Genomic DNA, 21,038 nt, shown 5'->3' on the forward strand with positions numbered 1-21,038 from the left:
TTCGACTGCAGGATGGCGTTTTCGCGCGCTATACGACGCCTTGCGCCGACGTTCCCCGGTGCTACCCTCAAGAAAGCAGCCTTCGCGGAAGTGAGCCGCCGTTCAGCGGCAAAATCAGCAGCTACGAGAACATACCGCGAAGCGCGATTGCCGGCGAACGGCGAAACATCGCTGCGGGAGCGACTGCGATGGGAATCAAAACATATACGGCATTGACGCTATGGGTGTTTAGCAGTGCTGCTTTCGCATGGCAGCCACTCGTCTATCCCATCCGAAGTCAAAGCGCTTATCAGCGCAGCATCGACACCGCGATGTGCTACGCCACTGCCAACAAGCAGACGAAGATCAACATCGCGCACGAATCGCAGCTTCCACCGCGCAAACCTGCGGCAACCAAAACGTCGTCGACGGGTGCCCCGTCGCGGCCACCCTTGCCCCAAAGCAGTTTTTCGGCGACCCCGCCTGGCGCAAGCATGCCCGCAGCCGCAACCGCGCCTGCCGCAAGCGGGGCCGGCGTGAGCACGGCAACGACCGCTGCAGCGACCAAGTCAGCAAGCTCGACCACGGCAACCGCAACGACCGCGGCCGCCACGCCGGCATCGGCAACCAGCGCGAATAACGGCGCCTCGGAGACGGCAGCAGCCGGCGCGGCACAGACGGCCGCGGCATCCGGCGTGAAGCTGCCGCCGCTGCCGGCGCCTGAACCGCCAATGACACAGTATTGGGCCGCTTATGGCGCGTGCATGCAAGCGCGGGGTTACGTCGTCGCACAGTAATCCCGCCTGCAAGCCTCGCTGCCGTGCCTGGTTCTTTTTGATTGTGGCGCCGGCATTCGACGCCCCTTTGCGAAACGGCAATGCTTAGCGACGTTACTTCCGATCAGCATGATTACCCCCAATGCGAGCACTGCGGTGCGTCGCTAGCCGGTCGCTTTACGCCGTGCACCGAGTGCGGCGCGCGTCCGGTCGATTCGCTCGGCGCGCGCCGCACGCCGCCCCCCTCCTTGAAAATACCGCTGGGCGACCCTCAGCCGATGCTGGCAACCCGGCTGATGACGCCGCGAATCTGGCGCCCGTCTTCGAGAGCGCTAACCAATCCGTATGCCGTCACTAGCGAGACACCGGTCGCCGCCCCCGTCGTGCACAGACTGCGCCAGCCGGTCGTGCTCGGTGTCTCGATGCTGCTTGTTGCGTCCGCCGTGTACCTCGGCTTCATTCATACCAACGACTCGGAAGACGGCACCCCTATCGCGGTGTCCGGCAAGGTGAAGACCCAGCACGTCAAACCGCCGGTTGTCGTCGCTCAGCGGTCCGCCCCGGTCTTCGTTGCTCAACGGCCCGTGAAGCCCGCGCCCGTGCGATCGGCTCCGGTCCCGCCAATCGCGGCGCCGCCGCCGGCGCCGCGGCGCGTGGTAACTGCGTCGGCCGAGGCGAAGCGCAACCCGGGTGGCCAGACCTACAATCCGCCCGTCAAACCTAACGTAGACGCTTCAAAGCAGATCAGGTCCGCTCGCGCCAATCTGCAGCAGAACAATCTGTCGGCGGCGAAAGCGCGCCTGGTGGCAGCCATGGCGGCCCAGCCGGACAATCCCGACGCGCTGCGCATGCGCGAAACCGTGACCGCGCGTGAACAACAGCGGGACGCACTTTTGAGCGTGGCGCGAGGTTGTGGCTATGTCGCACGATGGGCGTGCGTCTGGCACAAAGCCGGCGACGCGCTGCAGGTCGACTCAAGCAGCAAGGAAGCCCAACGCCTGTTGACTCTCGCGATGCGCGAGTCCGAACTGGCAAGCGCGTGGCCGTCGACACCCGCGCCCGAATCGACGCCCGACGAACGCGGCCTCTCAATCAGCCATCATTGAAAGTCGGGGGTTCCGGCGCAAGCAACAGGCCGGAAACAGGCAGGGTCAAACCGAAGAACTATCGGGCCGGCACGGCGAGACGGCTGCTGACCTGATGCGCGATTGCCCGATAACGGGCCGCCGTATCCCTGAGCGTCAGACCGGCAAGCGAGCGTTGCGCCCGCGCCTGCCCTAGCGCCGCGACCACGGCATCCGCATAGCACGGCACATCGTCCGTATCGACTAACTGCACACCGGGAAAGCCGTTCGCGAAGGCAAACGACGGAATCCGGCTCGCGACGATCGGGATACCGGAAGCCAACGCTTCAAGAAACGCGACGCTGTGCGCCTCGGAACGCGAGGGCATGACAAACACGTTCGACTCTGACAGCACGCTCGCCACATCGGTACGCGGACCGGCCACCACGACGCGGTGCGCGATCCCCAACTCCTGCGCGAGGCCAATGACAGTGCGCTGATACTCCGGATCTTCGACCACGCCGTACAAGACGAGGCGCGCGTCCGCCACCTGCTCGAGCACCTGGCCGAAGGCACGCACCGTCAGAAGCTGATTCTTCACCGACGCATACCGCCCGATCTGCACGACCTGAGGTGCCCGGCCGTTGTGCGCGGCGCCGTCCGTGAACGCGAAGCGGCCGAGGTCGACCCCGTTGGGCACCACGGTCATCGCAGGATGCGGTCCGATGGCCTGCACGTAATCGGTCATGCCTTGTTGCGACACGCTGATCACGACCCGGGCACGTCCGGACAGAATGTGCTCGACGCGCCTGAACAATGGCCGCTCGAAATCGTTGGTCGCCGAATGCATGACGTAGACGACCGGCACTCGCAGCGGCAACGCGCGCGCATAAAACGAAGGGATCGTGGCGTGCGCGAAAATCACGTCCGGTTTAAATCGCCGCACCGTGAAGAACAGATTCCACAGTTTGCCCGCGAGGCGCCTGCGCCGTGAAGGAAACCAGCACTGCACACCATGCCGCTGCAGCTCGTCCTGCAAGGGCAGGAATTCGGCGTGCACAGGCAACAGCGAGGCCATGCATACGGCCATGCCTTCGGCGCTCTGATCGATAGCGAGATCCTTGGCGAGGACTTCGGCGCCCGACAAACGCGGCGCCAGAACCAGATGTAAAACGCGCATCACGAAGTCCTTGCGGTCAGCGTTCTGAACAGCATCCACGCCGCGGCGCAGCCAAGGCCAAGGGTCATGGACCAGGCAATACCCGTCACGCCCCACCAGTGAACCGCTGCAGGCACGCTTGCCAGCAGCACGACAACCTGAATCAGCGACGCATGCACCGTCGCCTTCGCGTCACCCACCGCGCGCAGATAAGCAACCAGCACGGCAATCAACGCGCCGATCGCCATATTGATCACCAGAATCCTGAACAGCGGCACCGCAGGCAACCAGGCCGCGCCGAGAATCAGCGAGAAGAGCGGCTCGGCGATCAACCTCAGCACCGCGACGAACCCCGTCAGCCCGATCGCGATCACGAGCAGATAAATCTTGATCAACCGCGATGCGGCCTGCGGACTCCGCCGATGGCGTGCCGCGAAGGTGGGAAAGAGGTATTGCGACATCGCGATAGCGGCGTCGGCGAGCAGCATCTGCGCGAGCCGCGACGACATCTGATAGCCACCGAGTTGCGCCGGGCCGAGCAGTTTGCCGACTACGACCTTGTCGAACTGGTTGAGCAGCAGGTTGATCACGCTGCTCGCCCAGATCCAGCGGCTGAAGCCGACGTAATGACCGATACCCGACCACACGGCGCGCATCGGCGGACGCGGTTTCATCGTCGCCCAGGTCAGGATGCTTTTCAGGCTCTCGCCGGCCACGAGGCCGAGCAGCACCGAAGCCGCACCGGCGCCGAAATACGCGAGCCCCAGTCCGACCGAACAATCGACAAAGGCCGCCCCGACCTCGACGCCGGCAATATGCTGGAAGCGCCGCTCGCGCTGCACGAGGTAATAAGTGGGCGAAGCGAGACCGCGTAACAGCGGCAGCAGCGCGGCAAGCTGAATCAGCACCAGTGAGCCGTTCAGATGAAACTGATTGCTCAACAATGGTGCAAGCGCGACCAGCAGCAGTGAGATGAGCACGCCGCGCGCGGTCAGCGTCGTCCACACCGCGCCGAGTTGCGAACGCGACGGTGGATGTTCGCCTTGAATGACCGCCTGCGCGAGACCGGTGTCCGACAACGCCTCGGCAATCGCCACCGCGAGCAAAGCCACGCTCACGCTGCCGATCGCCGCCGGCCCGAGCATCCGGCCGATCGCAAGAAATTTGATCGCTACAAGTCCACGCACAGCGAACTGCTGCAATAGCACCCACGTCGCCGCGCTCGCGCCGAAGCTGGCCGCTATCGAGAGCGCCGGAAGCCTGATCGCCCGCAAGCTGTTTCTCCGTCGAATCGGAGCGCCGTTGAGTCGGTCATAAGCAGCGATTCAATACATCGCTGCGAAACACCGCCGGCGCATAAATTGTTAGATTGCACCAGCAAGCTGGCGAGTTTTTTCATCGAATTCCATATACGACCTTACAGCGAGAGAATCGGCAACAACCGCCATCAGCTAGGTCAGTTCAGCCGAAGCCATTGCGCGCTAGTACGTTTACCCACAGAACGGGTCAAATAGACGGATTCACTGACGCCGCCGATGCTAACGTTGTTCAGCTAGCGCCTCAGACAGCCGGCGCAAGGGTGCTTTTCCACAACGCATTCGACCACTGAAGACCACTGAATCGATGGAACAAGACTACGTCCTGATTGTGGAACCCAACCTCACCGGCCACCGCTGGCGCTATGTCGAATGGACCATGCAGGCCTGCACGGAAGCCGGCTATCCGTGCATTCTTGCGACGGAATCCGCCAACGAGGACCACCGGCTCGCGAGACAGATCGTCGCCGCGAACCGCGCGGATCTGCAGATCGCGTTCGTCGATCCCGAGGAGCGGCCCCGCGGGCTGTTGCCCCAGTCGAACCAGTATTCGCGCTTTCACCGCTATTTCAAGCGCGTGCATCGCATCGTCAGCCACGCGCAGCCGATCAGGCTGGTGGTCGTGCCCTATGTGGACTACTTCTTTTATGGATTGCCGTTTCTCGGTTCGCCTTTTCGTAAGACACCCTGGATCGGCATCACGATGCGCTCGACCTTCCATCATCACAAGGTCGGCATCAAGTCGCCTGATCGACCGATTGTGAATGCCGTCAAGGCGCTCCTTTTCAAGCGTGCAATCCGCTCTGCCGGGCTGCGCACACTGCTGACGATCGACCCGACTCTGCCGGAATGGGCCGCCCACAATACTTCAAAAAACAGCGCCGCGGTCGCCTATGTCGCGGACCCGTTTCCGGACGAGCGTGCGGAAAATCCCGTGCTGGCCCGTGAGCGTCTCGGGCTGGACCCCACGCAACGTTATCTGCTGGTGTACGGCTCGATCACCGAACGAAAGGGCATCTACGAACTGGTCCACGCGTTGACGCGTCTGGAGCATGCGCCCACGCTGATCGTTGCCGGTGAGCAGGATGCGGGCACGCGCCATTTCATGCGCAATCATGTGCGCAGCCTCACGCCCGCGCCGCTGGTGCTCGATTCGTTCATTGCAAACGACGTCGAGCGCGATCTGTTCTCCGCCTGCGACGCAGTCTGGCTAGGCTACAAGGGACACTACGGCATGAGCGGCGTGCTCGTGCAGGCGTACCGCTTCGGCAAGCCCGTCATTGCAACGGAAGATGGACTGATCGGCTGGTTCAGCCGGCGCTGCGAACTGGGGCCGATTCTGAAGGACCTGAGCTCCGCCTCGATCGGCAAGGCGATTACCGAGACCATGACCTCGTGGCCGCACGAGCCCGAGGCCGTTCCGGCCGCACGCGAAGATCTGCTGTCACGGCATACGCTCGGGCAATTCAAGCAGACCTTGCTGCAGCAGATGGCCTGATCCGGCAACACGCCTTCTTCGACACACCCTCATCTCGGCGGCAGAAACTCTGAGCGCCTGGCGCGAGGCCAGGCCGCTCATGGTTGAACTTGAACGTACTCAGGACAACTGGCCGCCAGCAACTGGCACTTCTTCCCGCACCGAGCTGTTGCGCTTTGCCGGGAACAGCGCATTGCGCATCAGCAGGAACGGATACTCGATCGCGCGCGTGGTCACGTAGCCGATCGCAATCGCGAACGCAAACTGCGCGGCAAGCGCCACGATCCAGATGACGCTCGGCGCAAGACCCATGGCGGTCATTTTGCGAATCAGCATGTCGCCCGGGGCGAGCGCAAGCGAATGCCACAGGTAAATACCGTACGAATAGAGGCCGATCCAGGCAATCCCGCGATACACCCACGATGTCTTGAACGATCCGGAATACTCCAGCACGAACACGATCAGTGCGGCAAAACCGAGCGCCTGAATCGTATAGCCGATGCTTTCGTCGAGCGCGATGTGTTTCGTCGCAAGGGCGAGCCACGCGCACAGCACCACGACGCTGGCGATCAGCAGCCATTTGCGCTTCGCGATCTGATGATAGACGCCTGGTTTCATCCAGTAGATCGCGGACAGAATCACGCCGACCAGCAGACTGTCGATGCGGTATTGCGTGTACGCGAATGCGCCTTCCAGGTTACCGCCCGCCACCGCGAAGCAGCGCGCCGTGAGCACCACCGCGCAGATTCCCGTGAGCACGCCGACGATCGTCCACGCACTGAGGCGCCAGCGCGCGAACAGCAATAACAGTGCCGGCAGCACAAGATAAAAGTGTTCTTCGACCGCGAGGCTCCAGGTCTGCGTAATCGAGGTGCCCAGATAGTTCTGCAGGTGGGTCAGGTTCTGGACCAGAAAGGTATTCCACGGATGGCGCCCGGCCAGCACATGAAACGCGATCAACACGTAATACGCGGGCCAGATGCGGAAAATCCGCCGGACAATAAAGCGCTTGGCGTCGACGTTACCGGTTTCGGCGTACTGTCGAAGCAACAGGCCGCCAACCAGAAAACCGCTCAGCGTAAAGAACAGATTGACGCCTTCCCGCCCGAAATTCTTCAGGGGATATTCAACGATCTCAATCAGGAAATTGCCGGTCTGAACGGCATGAAAGTGAAACCCCATCACCATGATAATGGCGATGCCCCGCACGAAATCCAGCTCGATGGCTCGCCCGGCTGTTGAGGGTCTCGCCCCGCCGAATAATTTCATGTTGTTCTCCCCTGTCACCATTCGTGGGCGCATGTCCCTTTTTGCATCTTCGGTGGCGGCACGCGTGCGTGCGCGCCAACATCAAGGCATTGGCCGACAACATCAGCAAGTGTGCGCGCGTCTTGCAGGGAGCGCCCTTGCCACTGTCGCCAGAACCCAGGCAAACGGCGACGAAAAGGGGTGCGCAGAGCGGCCACGCGGGGATATTCCCGCACAATGACCCGATGCGAGACCGTCCGCTTTAGACCGACGGCGGATCGACAGCACGGGGAGGAATCAGCAATGCGCCATCAGTATGCGACGCTCTGGATATGGTTATTTCTGTTACCGCTTGCGCTGGACTATAAAGCGCCCGACGCCAACGTAGGCCACTTCGTCCAGTTCATATTCGTCATTCCCGTGATCGCCGCGGGGCTCGCTCTCGCCCTGATCGCGCCACGCTTTCACAACGGCTCGCGGCTGCGCTCGGTGGTCACCTTTAGCGTGCTGCTATGCGTGCTCGGCAGCATCGTCGCCCAGTTTGTTCAGGATAACGACACCGGCAACTATCTGCGCGTTCTTCTGCCGTTCCTGCTGTTTTTGCTGGGCTATCTCGTAGCCTGCCGTCCGTGGAGCGAATACAGAATCACGCAGTTCGAGAAAGCGCTGTTTGTCGCCAACGTGATCTGTCTCCTGTTTACCTTCGTCTACGGCCTCGCCACAAGCGGCGATCTCGAGGATGCGCGCTTTCGTATCATCTCGGTGACGTTGCTCGGGCTGCAAGGCGTGCTACTGCACGAATTCGTCGTCGCCAAACGCTTTTCGTTTTTCACCGTCTCAGTGTTCGCAGTCAGCGTGATCGTCGAACTGCTGAGCGTGACGCGCAGTTTGCTGGTGGGTACGGTCCTGCTGTTCCTGATCGCCATGGCACTGAGCGCACCGTCGATCCAGCTTATCTGGCGTACGGCCGCCCGCAGCGTAATAACCGGCGCGGTGCTGGCCGGCGTAGTCGGCATCGTGGCAGTGAGTTTTCCGACTGTCACCGAGCACTGGACGCAGCGCATTTTCGCGTCCGAAGAAACCGTCACCGGCAAGGATCCAACCACGATCACCCGTCTCGCCGAGATGCGCGATCAGTATGACCAGGTGACGTCGTCGCCGGAAACGCTGCTGTTCGGCGAAGGCTACGGACACTACTACCGCTATTCCCCCGTCTATCTGCCGGACCTTGCCGGCCAGATCAGCGAGAAAGACTTTTACGCGATCAACGAATGGCCGGCGGGTCACAATTTCTGGGTCTATCAGCTCTTCGCGGGTGGACTGCTATTCGGCATCGCCATGCCTTTGGCGAGCCTGGCCGCACTGGTAATCTGCTTTTTCTCCTACCGCTACTGGCGCGTGGTGGTTCCCGACGCGCCCATGCTTCCGGTGCTGGGCCGCGCCATCATGCTGTTCGCCGCGCTGCCGGCTACGTCGATCGGCGGCAATCCGCTCGGGCCGCGTTTTTCCGGGCTGATATTCGGTATCGCCCTGGGCCTGATGATCGCCACGCACGCGCGCTTGCAGCGCGCACTGCCGGCTCGTGTGAAGCGCGCACCTAAGCCCCCGCATTTGCACCCGGCCGCCATGCCTGAATTGCCGGGCAGAATCCAGCCCGGCATGGGTCGCGCGGATCTCGCGACGACCCTCGGCATGTCGCACGCGGCAAGCACCGCGCCCGGCTCCAGCCAGTTCGGTGCCCTCGTGTCGCACACCACGTCGACGCGAAACACCAATCGACGGAATATCGTCCGATGAAAATTCTCCATTTGCTTGCAAGCGTCGATCCCCGCGCCGGCGGCCCGGTTGAAGGCGTTCGCCGCAGCGGCGCGGCGATGCAGGACGCTGGACACGAAATTGAAGTGGCCACCTGCGACGCGCCCGGCGACACCTACCTCGCGTCCTTTCCGTTTCCCGTCCACGCGTTTGGCCCCGTCACCAGCCGCTATAGTTATAGCGCGCAACTCGCACCGTGGATCGCGACCAACGCGAAGCGCTTCGATGCGGTCATCGTGCACGGCCTGTGGCAATACCACGGCTTCGCAGCATGGAAAGCGCTGCGTCAAAGCGACGTGCCCTATTACGTGTACGTGCACGGCATGCTCGACCCCTGGTTCAAACAGGCTTACCCGCTCAAGCATCTGAAGAAGTGGCTGTACTGGCCGTGGGCCGAATACCGCGTGCTGCGCGATGCACGCGCCGTCATCTTTACGACAGAGGAAGAGCGTACGCGTGCTCGTCAATCGTTCTGGCTGTACCGCGCGCATGAGCGCATCGTGCCGTACGGCGCGACCGTGCCGCCGCTCGACGCAGAGCCCCTGCGCGAAGCGTTCCTGCAAGCCGTGCCCGGCTTACGCGGCAAACGCATCGTATTGTTTCTCGGCCGCGTGCACGCGAAGAAGGGCTGCGATCTGCTGATCGACGCGTTCGCGCGTATCGCCGGCCGCGACCCGTCGCTGCATCTCATGATCGCGGGTCCCGACGAGACCGGCTGGGTGGCCAGCTTGCGCGCTCAGGCTCAGGCAGCCGGCATCGCGCACCGCCTCAGCCTGCCGGGCATGCTGCAAGGCGATCTCAAGTGGGGCGCGTTCCATGCAAGCGACGTGTTCGTTCTACCCTCGCATCAGGAGAACTTCGGCGTTGCGGTTGCCGAAGCGCTCGGCTGCGGACTGCCGGCGCTGATCTCCGACAAGGTCAACGTGTGGCGCGAGATCGAAGCGGACGGCGCGGGGATGGTGGCCGCCGATACGGTCGACGGTACGGAAAAGAATCTCGTGCGCTGGCTCGAACTCGACGACACCGCGCGCGCCGCCATGCGCGCTCAGGCAGTTCACACTTTCGAAGCACGCTTCCGGGTCGAGACCATGGTCAACGCGTTGACCGCGCTGCTGGAAACGAAAGGCAGCATTGGCGAAACGCGCGAAAACACGCTCAGCACGCTGCGCGGAGCCACGACTCAACCAAGCCAGTGACGTTGGGATAACGGCGCGCGCCGCGAGGCGCGCACCGTCACAAGCTGCTCTTCAATACTCCTTCAACGGCGTCAACGTCGCGGCTGTGATCGGCAGGGTTTCGACTTGGGGCTACCAGGAAACCGGCTGCAGTCTGCCGTCGAACTTTGCCGTGCCATTCGCAGGGATCACGACCGCACGCGAAGCGTTGCCGTAGTACAGGTTTGTCCGCGTCCCTCCCACGCTGGTGAGCTTGACGGACGACAACGCGCCACTGCTCCACGCCAGGTCCACCGCAAACCCGCCTTTCGCCCGCAACCCCTTGACGCTCCCTGTGCCCCATTGCGACGGCAACGCGGGCAGCAGCGTGATGCGATCCATCCTGCTTTGCAGCAGCATCTCCAATATCGCCGCCGGACCGCCGAAGTTCGCATCGATCTGGAATGCCGAAGAGTTGCTCGACAGCGCGTAGGCGTCGAACATGTTGGCAAACGTGCCGTTCACCCCGTCGTTGCCCGCTGAGTAGTTCAACAGCTTCGGAATCATCGAATAGCAGGTGGCGGCATCGTGGAAATGCGCCCAGCAGGCGATGCGCCATGCCAGTCCCCAACCGAACGAGTTGAAACCACGCGCGGTGAGCAGCGCCTTCACGCCTGCCACGAGCGTCGGATCGCTGTCGAGCGTGATGCGCTCGCCTTCAAACCACCCGATCAACGGCGACAGGTGCCGGTGCCCCGTTTCGCCGACGACGCTGTCGCTCATCCATTCCTGAAGCTGGCCGGTCGTCGGGCTCACTTTCGGCAGATAGAGGTTCGACTTCAGCGTCGCAAGTGTCTGCGCGAAATCCGCGTCCTTGCCAAGCAACTGGCTCGCCGCGACCGTGTTGGTGAACAGGTCCCAAACGAGTTCCTGCGCATAGGTAATACCGAGCTGCTGGTGAGGTCCCTGCTCCGGCGACCAGTCCTTGTCGTCGATGAGCAGCCCCGTCACCGGGTCCCGGATCAGGCGCGCCTGCCAGAACTCGCAGGCGGATTTCATCACGGGGTAGATGTTCGCCAGATAGCGCTTGTCCAGCGTGTACTGGTAGTGATTCCACAGCGTACGGCAATACCATGCGCTCGCCGGCGGGCTCCAGTCCCAGCCGAGCGAGCCGTAGATGCCGGTCGAAATCGCCACCGTCCAGCCCGCCACCTTGCCGTTCGAATTGCTGTAATTCACGTTGGCGGCATCGTTGAAATGATTCCGCGTGGACTGGACCCACGACGGATATTGCCCGGTGACGTAATCGGCAAACGGCAACTGGCACTCCGGCAATCCCGCGCGATCGGCGAGCCAGTAGTTCATCTGCACGTTGATATCGGTGTGGTAGTCGGCCATCCACGGCGGATTGTTCGTCGTACTCCACAAGCCCTGCAGATTCGCAGGCATCGAGCCGCGCGACGACGAGATCGTTAGGTAGCGTCCGAACTGCACGTACATCGCTTCGAGTTCGGGATCGGCCAGCGCAGGGTTCGCTCCGCGCGCCTGCAACCGGGCCGGGATTGTCAGCGCCCTCTGCGCGGCGCTCGAGGTGCCGAGGTTCAGCTCCATGCGCCCGAAGAGACCGCGATAGTCGCGCACATGGCGCCACAGCAGATCCCAGTAGCCCCGCGCCGCGGCGTTCGTCACGTCTGCGATTGTGGCGCTGCGCGGGTTGATGCCCGTCAGGTAACTGTCGACGTAACGCCCGGTGTAGTCGGTGCGTGCCGCAACGATGATCGTGAGCGCAGGGCAATTCTGCAGCGTAATCTGCCCAGTGGCGGAGTTGAACCGCGCGACGCCCGCATCCGGAATAACCGACAGGTACGTGGCGTACAGCTCTCCGCTACCGCCGACTGAACCCGAAAATGACAGTGCATGATTCGACTCGCCAACGGTCTGGGTACCCTGGCCGTCGATCAGCGATACGGTGCCGTTATAGGTGCCTGCATCCGAGGTGAGCCGCACGACGATCACATTGTCGGGAAAGCTGCTGAAGATCTCGCGCCGGTAGGTCCTGCCGCCGACGCTGTACTGCGTGCGCACGAGCGCATTGCTGATGTCGAGCGAGCGCTGGTAGCTCGTGGCGCCGGCGTGAGCGGGCAGATCGATATAGAGCTTGCCGAGCGACAGGTAGGTGCCCATGCCAGTTGTCGTATAGGCGAGGTCGACGACGTCCTTGCTGCCCGACCATAGCGTGATCTCGTTCAGGTAAAGCGCCTCCCTCTCGCTTGCGCCGCCTGCCAGCGCACCCAGACGACCATTGCCGACCGGCAGGCCCTGAAACTGGATGCTGGATTCGACGGCGGGTTGATCGTACTGGAACAGCAGCGCCTGATCGGCGGAGAGGAGCGGTGAAGCGGCTTGTGCGGAAGTGGAGAGGGAATCGGTGCTCGGGGAAGTGCCGGTTTCGCTGGCCTGTGCGGAACTGATCGCCGCATAGTTGCCGGTGCCGCCGCCTGCCACCGGCAGGATGGCGGCTGCACCGCCGAGTTTGAGGAGCCTGCGACGCTTCTGGTTTACGGACGTTTTCATCCTGTCTCCTGGTTCGCGAAGTTTCCCCGAAAAATCCACCTATAAATATTTTGTGCAAATATGCACTTAACAGGGATTCTCCAGACATTAGGCTTTTCCCTCGGTACGCGCGCAGCAAAGCGACACCGAAATTGGGCTGTCGGTCTGGCGGGGAGACATACGTGATCGGTCCGGCGAGCGTTTTGTGCATCTGCAAAACGCTCGCGGTGCACGGGTGGAAGCGCTGAAATAATCGGTAGGGAGTGAATGAACTTCAGGAGGCGTTTCCCGCTATGTGAGCAGGATGACGAAATATCGTCGCGGCAAAGCAGTCGGGCGACCGCTTTGCCGCGATGCAGGCTGCGGTCGGCAGGCTGCATCGGTCAAAATCAATATCACCGGTGACTGCGCCGCGAGGGGCGCCCTGTCACCGATTGTTCTTCACTGCTCCTTCATCAACGGCGTCAAGGTCGAGGCTGCGATCGGCAGCGTTTCGACTTGAGGCTGCTGGGTCTGCATCGACATCAGGGAACTGTTGGCGGCGTCACCCCGCGTATTGCCGACGATATCCGGCACATCGAGCTGCCGCACCAGATGACCCGCGAGGCGCAACGCAAGCGCGGCGATCGTGATGGTCGGAAAGTTCGCGCCGACGGTTGGAAACACCGAGCTGCCCGCCACATAAAAATTGCTCATGCCGTGCACTTTGCAATCGCGATCGACCACACCTTCGCGTGGCGAATCGTGCATGCGCGTAGTGCCCATGTGATGCCACGTGCCCTCCAGCTTTGCCGGCCAACGGCGGCCTTCGAGCGGCGCGTCGAGTTCGACATCAGCAATGCCCGCCATCTGCAACTCCAGCGCGAGCAACGCAAACGTTTTGTCGAAGGTGCGTTGCACCTGTTCGCCCAGACGCCACTCCACCTTCACGCGCGGCATGCCGAACCGGTCGCGTTTGTCGGCCGACAACGTGACCCGGCTATCGGGATCGGGCACCGCTTCGACGATCGCCTGCAAGGTCACGTCCGTGATCAACGCGGGCCATTGCAACAGCCGCGTCAAACCGTAGCCTACGGTGTGCAACGGATGCGCGATCATCGTCGCGACATCGGTTTTCAGGCTGCGGCCCGGCTGGTCCTTCTGCAACAGCGCTTCCTTGCAGTGGATCAGCGCTTCGGACCCTGCCGTTCCTTCGCCGTACCAGCGCGAATAGAGCCACACGCGCGAATTCAGCAGCTTCTCGCGTTCCATCAACTCCTGCTTCGGCGCGAACTGTGAAGAGATCTTCGTGCCGTGCGCGGACACCGCGGCATTCTGGTAGTGATACTTGATGTCGTATAGCTTATTGCGCGCGTTGCCCGGACGAAAACGCACCTTGCCGGACATCATCCGTGGATGATCCATGAAGTAGCGGCCCACCAGATCGTTGGCATTGCCGAGGCCCGCCGCCTGCACGTTGTTCGAAGCAAGCAGAAGCCGCGCGTTCTCGATGCCGCCCGTGGCGAGCACGAAAATCCTCGCCGTCACCGTCATCTTGCGTCCGCTGATGGTCGCCACCTGAAGCCGCGAAACAGACGTGCCATCAGCGTCGGCGTCGATATTCTGCACATTCGCATACAAAAACACCCGCACCCGCGCCGAGCGCGAGAGCTCGTCGCGATAGGCCTTGCCGAAACGCACAGGAGGGCTGAATTGCGCGACGGTATCGCGCATATCGCCGGTCGCGAGCGGTATGCGGCGCACGTCATGGCGTCCGATCTCGCGCTCCCAGTAGGCGGGGTCGAAATTCTGCGGGCCGAGCTTCAGCAGTTCGTGCGTACGCGCGTAATACGGCGCCAGTTCGTCGAGTCCGAACGGCCAGCCGCTGTGCGGAATCCAGTCGCGTTTGTCGAAGTCCCACGGATCCAGCGGGCGGCACCAGCCGCCCCAGCAGTTGCTGCTGCCGCCGAAATAACGGCTGCGCGAGCCGTCCGCGAACGAATAGGGAAGTCCGACGTTTTCGCCGCGATAGAGGTCGCGGGTTTCGTCATCAGGCCCGAAGCCCCCGCTTTCGAGCATGCAGGTGTCGACCCCGGCCCTCGACATCTCCAACGCAAGCGTAATGCCGGCCACACCTCCGCCGATGATGCAGACCGTCGTTTCAATGACCGTATTGTGTTCAACAGTGCGAGTATCGATGAACATCCCTACTCCCATCTTCTTCATGCATGTCTGAGTGCGTCAAACCGGCTACTTATCCAACCGGGGCTGGCAAGCAAACCACGCACACGTCGTTGCCGAACGCATCTCCGGCGTCGCCGCAGGTGTCGATCAAAGGCATCGATCGACATTCCGGCTTGTCAACGACCTGGCCTCCTCAGCGTACAAACGCTGCGGTTCTCTCTCTGTGCTTCAGGTCACGGAATCGAAACGGTTCCGGATAAAACGACATGGATTTCCGCCATACACACCCTCTGGATCAAGCGAACGATGCACGACAGACAAGGGCGTCACTACGGCCGACCGGCCGATCGTCACACCCATCTGCACAACACATTTCGACGTGATCCAGACACCGTCCTCGATGACGATCGGCGCGACGCGCAGATCCATCGTCGTGCTCATATCGTGAGAGCCGGCACTGAGGAACGTCCCCTGGGAAATGCAGACATTCGAGCCGATGCGGATTAGCGCCTGGTTGTAGATCCAGACGTCGACGCCGAACCAGCAGTTATCCCCTACCTCCAGGTTCCACGGCGACTTCACGCGCAATGGATGCACGAAGCGGCAACCCGTGCCGATCTTCGCGCCGAAGAGGCGTAATAGCGCAACGCGGACCGACGAGAGCGGCAGCAGTTTGTTGTTGATGAGGCAGGCTTCCACGACAAACCAGATGAGCTCGATCAGGGCGCCGCGCTTCGCGCGATAGTTCCCCTTTCCAGCCAGACTGAGATCGATGACACGGCCATCCTCGCGAACGCCTTCGACTTCCGGCATACGCCCGATCTGCGGATCGTCGGCAGCGTTACCCATCAGATTTCTCCAGTCCACGAACGGCAATCGACATACCCGCGCATCACGCTTACATTATGTTTCGACTCCTTACTGAACCCGCCTTCATGGCCGTACGAGCAAGCGTTTTGGCGGCTGCACGCGTACCGGTTGGCGCACGATAGCTCTATTGCGACCGCATCTTCCTGGGGCATCCGATGACCATTCCGTTCCGGCACATAACACCCGCTCTGCTTCTCGCCATCGCGACCTATGCCGTACCGGCGCTCGCGCAGAACGCAGCAGCGCCCGCGCCCGCTGCACCGGCTCTTGCCGCTACCGCTGCGACCAGCTACGGCACCCCCGCTCCTGCAGCGCGCGCCAAGCCGCGGGCGGCGAATCGCAACAGCGAAACGCAGTTGCTCGGCGCTCCACGCGACTACGGCTCGCCAGACGCGCAGCAAGGCAATACCGCCGACGCCCAGCAGGCAGCCCTGCTCGACGAACAACGCATGACGGTGCTGGGCGGAGCGCAGCCTGCCGTGCGCAAGCAGCCCAACAAGGCGCAGGCCGCCGGCAACGGTAAGGTGCGCGTGGCCGGCCAGCCGGGCGGTACGAATGCAGCCGAGCGCCTGATGCCCGATGGCGCGGCGAAAACCACTTACGCCGATCCGTTCGATGCGGGCAAGCACGCCGTCTACAAATCCCCGTGGTGATATCGCATTCATGAGATGGCCGCGTGCCGGATCAATCCGGCGCGGCTTCCTCCGTTGTAGTCGGCTTGCGCCGCCGGGCCACCGTGGCTGACGGCCTCGGGCCGCCGAAATACGGCGTCTCCACGTTCGTATGCTTGCCACGCGCATTCGTGCCACATGTGTCACAAATCAGGGTCGCGAGCCGCGCTTCGAAGGTACCGATCGTCGACTCCGGCGATAGCGCGCGCTCCGCATAATCGCGTGCCGCCTTACCCAGCGCCGCACGGCGTTCGGGATCGCTTGCCAGCACCGTGATCGCTGCCGCCAACGCCTTGACGTTATCCGGCGGCACGATCACGCCGCGTGGCACCACTGCGTCGTAGAGAGCCGTGCCGCGCCGCGCCATCGCCACCACTGCGCGCCCGCTTGCGAACATGCCGGTGAGCTTCGAAGGCATCACCAGATCCGCGGCATCGCCACGTTGCGGCAGCACATGAATGTCGGCGAGATTAAGCAACTCGTTCAAACGTTCCACGGGTTGCAGCGGAATGAACACGCAGTTCGTCAATCCTGCGCAGCGCTGGAGCAAACTCTCTTTCGCCGCGCCGCTCCCGCAGAAAACGAAGGTGAGGTCGGTACGTGCGGCGAGCGACGCCGCCGCATCGGCGAGCGTTTCGATACCCTGTTTCGCGCCCATGTTGCCCGAGTACAGCACCACTTTCTGGCCGGCCGGAATGCCCAGCAGGCGCCGATAGTCGCTCGCGCGCGTCAGCGGAAAGATGGTCGATACGTCGACCCAATTGGGCAGACACACAACCCGCGAAGGCTTAACGCCCTTGACCACCGCGCGCGCACTCATCTGCGGCGTAATCGACGACACGGTATCGAAGCGGCGCAGCAGCGTGCTTTCGATCCAGCGCGCCACGCGTGCTGCGAGCGAGCTTTTCAGAAGACCCAGATCGAAAGCGGCATCGACCTCGAAGTCCTGAATATGCAGCCACGTACTCGCGCCCGCGAGACGCGCGAGCGCCAGCGTAGCGGGCGCGCACATCAGGGTCGGTGCGATCAGCATCGCGGCATCGGGGCGCCATAGCATCTGCCGGGCGAGCAGCGGCAACGAACTCACCGCGAAGCTCGCCAGATGCAGCATCCGCTTCAGCCCGCTCGGACGCGCCGGCACCCATAGCGGCGCGCGCCAGATCGTCACGCCGTCGCGCGTTTCGTGCTGATACCGCCATGACACATAGTCCGCCGCCACGCGCCACTCAGGGTAATAAGGGGGCGCGCACACCACGCGAACCTCGTGGCCACGCCTCGCCAGAAGCACGGCCATCTCTGCGGTGTACTTACCCACCCCCGTCAGTTCGGGCGCGTAGTTGATGCCGTAGATCAGGATCTTCATTGGAGCTGCCAGGACGGGTTAGAGCTTCGCATGTGCGACGGGGCCGTGAGGCGCCTCAGTCGCTCAGCATCAGCGCGCAGCCACGCGCGATATTGGCGGCGGCAGAAGGTGGATCGAAACGGCGAATCACATCCATGCAACGGTGTGCGGTGCCGCCGGCGTCGGCGAATGCCTCCATCGCCTTGAGCATCGTGCGCTGCAATCCGGCGACATCGCCTGCCGTAAATGCATAGCCGCTCACGCCATCGATCACCAGTTCCGGCACACAACCGCAACTCTCGCTGACCACCGCGGGGCAACCATGCGCGAGCGCCTCGTTGACGACGAGTCCCCACGGTTCGCTATAGCTCGGCAGCACCATGCAGGTCGCGCCGTAATATTCGCGAGTGAGCGGCTCGTCCTGCAAACTGCCGGCGAAAGTGACGGCGTCGCCCAGTTCCAGATCGGCCACCTTCGCTTGCAGCGCGTCCGCCATCGGCCCCGTGCCGACAATGCGCAACTTTGCTGCCGGAATGCGGCGCCGCAAGCCGGCAAACGCCTCGATCAGCGTGCCGATACCCTTCTCTTCCGAGAGACGGCCTACGTACAGAAACACTGGTTGATTACCCGCCCGTGCTGCGACACGCTCGACCAATGCGCGTTCCGGCGAAAACGATCCAGGCATTGCCGCGGCCTGGCACGGCACGAAAATCTTGTCGCGCTTCGCGCCGAGTGACTCGAGATACTCGCGGCTACGTTCGCCGAAACCGAAATAGCCATCACAGAGTGAAAAGAACACGCGCTTCGGAATCGACGTCAGCAATTTTTTAGGCCGGTCGCGCGCGGTCGAATCGCAGAACACCGCGCGCCGCTTGCCGGTCACGATGCATGCCGCCAGCATCGCCCAGTATTCCGGACGGTGGTAGCCCGGCAGGACGATCAGATCCGACTTCGTCCGCAACACTTCCCACGTGAGCCGCGCGATCATCTTCATCGTCGGCACATCTTCGTAGCAACCGTCGAACAGCTTCTGCATCGGATAGCGATGGTAGGAATAGTCGACGTCCGAAAAACCAACCCGGTCGTGCTCCGTATCCGCAATCTGCACCATCGAGTAGCGAATCGCGCCGGATGCCGAGATCTTATGCAAGGCGGAAAACACGACACCCTTGTGACGCGACCATACGACGTTGTGGAAGATCGTGACTGACGCAGTCATTTTTATGCCACTCCTCGAAAATCGTCCCTGTGTGCGTTGCACGCTATTCGTGCGAAACGCTCCACGCGCTTCCTCATTGCCGGAATCGCGCCCAGCAGCCCTTCAATGCGCGCCTAAACGTGCATGACGGCGGCGGCGGTCGAGCCGGCGTGTAATTCAACGAATTCCCGATACGTGGACGTGATGCCCTCTTCGAGGCCGATGGTCGCGTGCCAACCCATTTGCGCGAGCCGCGATACGTCCAGCAGCTTGCGCGGCGTGCCGTCGGGTTTGGACGCGTCGAACACGAGTTCACCCTCGAAGCCGGTCACCTTGCAGATGCATTCGGCCAGCTCGCGAATCGACAGGTCTTCACCCACTCCGACGTTGAACAGGCCTTCTGTCACGTTGTGTTCGAGTACGAAGAGCGTCGCCGCAGCGAGATCGTCGACATGCAGAAACTCGCGGCGCGGCGTGCCCGAGCCCCACACCGTCAAGGTCGCGGAGCCGTTCACCTTCGCTTCGTGCGCCTTCCTGAGCAGAGCCGGCAAAACATGGCTGCTGTTCAGGTCGTAGTTGTCGTTGGGGCCGTACAGATTGGTCGGCATCAACGAGACGTACTGGGTGTTGTATTCGCGGTTGTACGCCTCGCACAGCTTGAGGCCGGCGATCTTCGCAATCGCGTAAGCGTCGTTGGTCGGCTCGAGCGGCGAGGTCAACAGATACTCCTCGCGGATCGGCTGCGGACATTGCTTCGGATAAATGCACGACGAACCGAAGAACACCAGCCGCTCTACCTGCGCGCGAAACGCAGCGTGAATCACGTTGGTTTCGATCACGAGGTTTTCATAGATGAACTCACCCGGCTGCGACGCATTGGCGAGAATGCCGCCCACGCGCGCGGCCGCGAGCAGCACTACGTCGATCTTTTCCCGCTCGAAGAAGCCGTTCACGGCAGCCTGATCCTTGAGATCGAGCTCAGCTCTCGAGCGTGTGATGACGTTGTGATAACCCTCGGCATTGAGCCGCCGGACCAGCGCAGAGCCGACCATGCCACGGTGGCCCGCCACGAAGATGCGTGCTTGTTTATTCATCGCCGTTACTCGTGATGTTCCAGTGCCGTGAAACCGGCCAGCGTGACAAGTGCGTCACGTCTCGCAATCTGATAGTCGGACCGCACCATTTCCTTGACGAGCGCACTGAATGGCGTGGTCGGCTTCCAGCCGAGCTGCGCATGGGCTTTCGACGGATCGCCCAGCAGCGTCTCGACTTCGGCGGGCCGGAAGTAGCGCGGATCGACTCGCACGATCACATCGCCGGGCGACATCTTGATCTCGCGCCCTTCCACCTTTTCGACAATGCCGACTTCGTCCACACCGGTGCCTTCGAAACGCACGGTGACGCCCAACTCAGCGGCGGCATGCTTAACGAACTCACGCACGCTGTACTGCACGCCGGTGGCGATGACGTAATCCTCTGGCCGTTCCTGTTGCAGCATGCGCCATTGCATCTCGACGTAGTCACGCGCATGACCCCAGTCGCGCAACGCCGACAGATTGCCGAGATACAAGGTCTTCTGCATGCCCACCGCGATGCGGGCCACAGCGCGCGTGATCTTGCGCGTCACGAAGGTCTCGCCGCGCACCGGCGATTCGTGATTGAACAGAATCCCGTTGCAGGCATAGAGCCCGTACGCTTCGCGATAATTGACCGTGGTCCAGTACGCAAACAGCTTGGCGACCGCGTACGGACTGCGCGGATAGAACGGCGTGGTCTCGGACTGCGGCACCTGCTGCACGAGGCCGTACAGCTCCGAGGTCGAGGCCTGATAGAAACGCGTCTTGTGCTGAAGCCCAAGAATGCGGATCGCTTCCAGAATCCGCAACGCGCCGAGGCCGTCCGCGTTAGCGGTGTATTCCGGTTCCTCGAACGAAACCGCCACGTGGCTCTGCGCCGCGAGGTTGTAGATCTCATCGGGCTCCACACGCTGAATCACGCGCAGAATGCTGGTCGAGTCGGTCAGGTCGGCGTGATGCAGGAAGAGTCGCTGGTCGGGATCGTGCGGGTCGCGATAGAGATGATCGATCCGGTCCGTATTGAACAGCGATGACCTGCGTTTGATGCCGTGTACGTCGTAATCCTTGGCGAGCAGCAGCTCGGCAAGATACGACCCGTCCTGTCCAGTAATGCCGGTGATCAGCGCGACCTTGCGTTTCATGAACCCCTCCTTTCGTTGAACTTTGCAATGCCAGT

At 62.3% G+C, this 21,038-nt stretch carries 16 protein-coding genes; 6 read left to right on the forward strand and 10 right to left on the reverse strand.

Annotated features, from left to right (window positions below; translation table 11 throughout):
- Positions 1–188 precede the first annotated feature (188 nt).
- Complete coding sequence (locus M0D66_RS25890) at positions 189–776, forward strand: hypothetical protein (protein WP_266211937.1); 588 nt, start codon at positions 189–191, stop codon at positions 774–776.
- An 80-nt stretch (positions 777–856) separates the two neighbouring features.
- Positions 857–1,861 carry a hypothetical protein gene (locus M0D66_RS25895; protein ID WP_266211938.1) on the forward strand — a complete coding sequence of 335 codons (1,005 nt, stop codon included), beginning with the start codon at positions 857–859 and terminating at the stop codon, positions 1,859–1,861.
- A 58-nt stretch (positions 1,862–1,919) separates the two neighbouring features.
- Here M0D66_RS25895 and M0D66_RS25900 read toward each other — a convergent pair whose 3' ends face one another.
- Both M0D66_RS25900 and M0D66_RS25905 read right to left on the reverse strand, forming a co-directional pair.
- On the reverse strand, positions 1,920–2,999 hold the full coding sequence (locus tag M0D66_RS25900; protein ID WP_211702984.1) for a glycosyltransferase: 1,080 nt from the start codon (positions 2,997–2,999) through the stop codon (positions 1,920–1,922).
- Positions 2,999–4,252 (reverse strand): oligosaccharide flippase family protein, encoded by a 1,254-nt coding sequence (locus M0D66_RS25905; protein ID WP_093636496.1) that lies wholly within the window; start codon positions 4,250–4,252, stop codon positions 2,999–3,001. Before M0D66_RS25905 ends, M0D66_RS25900 begins: the two co-directional genes overlap by 1 nt.
- Positions 4,253–4,601: 349 nt before the next feature.
- Here M0D66_RS25905 and M0D66_RS25910 point away from each other — a divergent pair, with 349 nt between their 5' ends.
- Entirely contained in the window at positions 4,602–5,792 is a 1,191-nt protein-coding gene (locus M0D66_RS25910; RefSeq protein ID WP_200622021.1) for a glycosyltransferase, read from the forward strand.
- A 99-nt stretch (positions 5,793–5,891) separates the two neighbouring features.
- On the opposite strand, the gene M0D66_RS25915 is transcribed toward M0D66_RS25910, so the two are convergent.
- Positions 5,892–7,040, reverse strand: a complete 1,149-nt coding sequence (locus M0D66_RS25915) for an acyltransferase (protein ID WP_200652335.1) — start codon at positions 7,038–7,040, stop codon at positions 5,892–5,894.
- A gap of 282 nt (positions 7,041–7,322) precedes the next feature.
- Between M0D66_RS25915 and M0D66_RS25920 the strand changes: the two genes are divergently transcribed.
- On the forward strand, positions 7,323–8,816 hold the full coding sequence (locus tag M0D66_RS25920) for an O-antigen ligase (RefSeq protein WP_211708297.1): 1,494 nt from the start codon (positions 7,323–7,325) through the stop codon (positions 8,814–8,816).
- Entirely contained in the window at positions 8,813–10,030 is a 1,218-nt protein-coding gene (locus M0D66_RS25925) for a glycosyltransferase (RefSeq protein ID WP_266211939.1), read from the forward strand. The genes M0D66_RS25920 and M0D66_RS25925 overlap by 4 nt, the downstream gene beginning before the upstream one ends.
- Positions 10,031–10,141: 111 nt before the next feature.
- Here the strand turns inward: M0D66_RS25925 and M0D66_RS25930 are convergent, their stop codons facing one another.
- The 3 genes from M0D66_RS25930 to M0D66_RS25940 all read right to left on the reverse strand — a co-directional run bounded on the left by M0D66_RS25930 (position 10,142) and on the right by M0D66_RS25940 (position 15,553).
- On the reverse strand, positions 10,142–12,562 hold the full coding sequence (locus M0D66_RS25930; protein ID WP_266211940.1) for a glycoside hydrolase N-terminal domain-containing protein: 2,421 nt from the start codon (positions 12,560–12,562) through the stop codon (positions 10,142–10,144).
- Positions 12,563–12,982: 420 nt separating this feature from the next.
- Positions 12,983–14,725, reverse strand: a complete 1,743-nt coding sequence (locus tag M0D66_RS25935) for an FAD-dependent oxidoreductase (RefSeq protein ID WP_093636511.1) — start codon at positions 14,723–14,725, stop codon at positions 12,983–12,985.
- A gap of 207 nt (positions 14,726–14,932) precedes the next feature.
- Positions 14,933–15,553, reverse strand: a complete 621-nt coding sequence (locus M0D66_RS25940) for a putative colanic acid biosynthesis acetyltransferase (protein ID WP_093636513.1) — start codon at positions 15,551–15,553, stop codon at positions 14,933–14,935.
- Positions 15,554–15,729: 176 nt separating this feature from the next.
- Between M0D66_RS25940 and M0D66_RS25945 the strand changes: the two genes are divergently transcribed.
- Positions 15,730–16,227 (forward strand): hypothetical protein, encoded by a 498-nt coding sequence (locus M0D66_RS25945; protein WP_093636516.1) that lies wholly within the window; start codon positions 15,730–15,732, stop codon positions 16,225–16,227.
- A gap of 31 nt (positions 16,228–16,258) precedes the next feature.
- Here the strand turns inward: M0D66_RS25945 and M0D66_RS25950 are convergent, their stop codons facing one another.
- From M0D66_RS25950 to gmd, 4 genes are all read right to left on the reverse strand, one after another.
- Positions 16,259–17,608, reverse strand: a complete 1,350-nt coding sequence (locus M0D66_RS25950) for a glycosyltransferase WbuB (RefSeq protein ID WP_266211941.1) — start codon at positions 17,606–17,608, stop codon at positions 16,259–16,261.
- A 55-nt stretch (positions 17,609–17,663) separates the two neighbouring features.
- Positions 17,664–18,806 carry a glycosyltransferase family 4 protein gene (locus M0D66_RS25955; protein WP_211702978.1) on the reverse strand — a complete coding sequence of 381 codons (1,143 nt, stop codon included), beginning with the start codon at positions 18,804–18,806 and terminating at the stop codon, positions 17,664–17,666.
- Positions 18,807–18,919: 113 nt separating this feature from the next.
- Positions 18,920–19,879 (reverse strand): GDP-L-fucose synthase, encoded by a 960-nt coding sequence (locus M0D66_RS25960; protein ID WP_093636525.1) that lies wholly within the window; start codon positions 19,877–19,879, stop codon positions 18,920–18,922.
- 5 nt (positions 19,880–19,884) lie between these two features.
- Positions 19,885–21,003 (reverse strand): GDP-mannose 4,6-dehydratase, encoded by a 1,119-nt coding sequence (gene gmd, locus M0D66_RS25965; protein ID WP_093636528.1) that lies wholly within the window; start codon positions 21,001–21,003, stop codon positions 19,885–19,887.
- Between the last annotated feature and the right edge of the window lie 35 nt (positions 21,004–21,038).

Source organism: Paraburkholderia sp. SECH2, assembly GCF_030464795.1.
Taxonomy (GTDB): domain Bacteria; phylum Pseudomonadota; class Gammaproteobacteria; order Burkholderiales; family Burkholderiaceae; genus Paraburkholderia; species Paraburkholderia aspalathi.